This is a genomic window from Cupriavidus sp. 01L46 (assembly GCF_056399905.1).
The window spans coordinates 1-1,580 of sequence record NZ_JBFTSF010000574.1 but is presented as its reverse complement, the minus strand read 5'-3'; the positions used below and the strand labels follow the sequence as shown (position 1 = coordinate 1,580).

Below are 1,580 nucleotides of genomic sequence, written 5' to 3'. Positions count from 1 at the left end.
GTCCATGACGGTTGCAGCCGAAGACAGGCTATGGCTTCTTACCCGGATGAGCTACTTCATTGGTGAGTACTTTGCCCAGAAGTATGGCGGCTGCTGGTACGTAAATGAGGTCCCGGAATCGCAGTACTTTGGCCACTACGTTATTGGGCAATTTGCCTGCCTTCGCCCCTGATCTTCGATGATGCGATTCCTACTGCAATGAGCAAGAACAAGTTCAGAATCGTATTCGACACCAATACCTTCTCCCCTGGGAATTTCGAGCTCCTTGACCTATCTCGGGATCAGAAAGACATGACAATAGAACGCACGGCTGTCTATCGCTTCCGCGCACGCATCGTCGATCGCTTCTCCAAGGGTCGGGCCTTTTTGGTGGGCGACGCTGCGGGCAAGCCGGGCGCGGGCCTCGGGAGACGCACGAAAGGCAGGGCGGACATTCGTGGGAAGACATATCGGACCGGATTGTGCCGGGGGCCGCGCCTGTCAACTGGATCGCGGTCGTGCGCCTTGATCGCACGGTGCTTCACGATGGCCCTATTGAAGCGCTTGATGACGTCGTAAGAGAGTCGCTTGCGATGCTGGGCGCGGGCAGCCCCCTGCCAGGAGGCTTGTCACCAGCCTTGCGCACCGCAAGCTGACATCAATTTGCCAGAGCACCCCCTGCTCTGAACCAGCACAGCACAACTATTACAACGGGAGACAAAAAGGTGAGAGTTCCTTCAGTCGTGTCCACGGTACTCGCGCTCTAGTACGAACACATTTCTCAATTTTTGAGACTATTTCGCACTTGCGATCAATCCACGTAGGAACACCATGATCAGCCGCCCCGACGGATCCAGGCGATCGGTGGTCCTTTGCAGCGCTAGCCCATGCGAAAGTGCCATGAAGGCAGCAGCCAGTTCGTMCGACGTGGCAGGAGCCGAGCGCCCGAGCTTTTCAAACAATAGGCCGATTACGCCACCGATCTCGGACCGGTGTTTGCCCCATACCTTCTGGTACTCAGCAGCGAACGTCGGGCTGCGTTTGGCATGCAACTGCAGTTCGATGGAAAGCATGCACCAGTCAGCATCTTGATTGAGCGTAGAAGCCCAGGCTTCCAGTTCGGCCAGCATTTGCTCGAGCTGTTGCGCGTTGTTGCCCATGACCGTGGATAGCTGCAGCGCTTCTGCTTCCATGTGGCGTCGCAGCAACTCTAGCAGGATGTCCTCCTTGCTCGAGAAGTTTGAATAAAAAGCGCCTTGGGAATAGCCCGCCTTGTTCGCGATGTCACGGATCGATGCACCTCCATACCCGTTTGACACGAACAAGTGCTGTGCAGCGTAGATCAGACGCTCACGAGTTTGCGCCTGGCTTTCCTCGCGGGTCAGGCGCCTTCTTGCTGTCGTAGTGCTCATGCCCTAAAAGATATCACATGAAATTTGGATGTCGACCGTCGGGCGGGGGCGTCTGTACGAAAGTTAAACACTATTTCAGATGTCACTTGATATTTCAAGGTGTCGGATGTACATTGAAAAATCATATGATTTTTGAAATTCAATCGATATGGAAAAACACAACAGCCCAAGGTCCGCGTTCGTCACCGG

1 protein-coding gene is annotated in these 1,580 nt (G+C 54.8%); it reads right to left on the bottom strand.

Going from position 1 to position 1,580, the window contains the following annotated elements:
* Window positions 1-773 precede the first annotated feature (773 nt).
* The gene (locus tag AC1DS3_RS38490) at window positions 774-1,391 is read right to left on the bottom strand and encodes a TetR/AcrR family transcriptional regulator (protein ID WP_477129346.1); all 618 of its coding nucleotides are present in this window, start codon (window positions 1,389-1,391) and stop codon (window positions 774-776) included.
* Window positions 1,392-1,580: the final 189 nt, after the last annotated feature.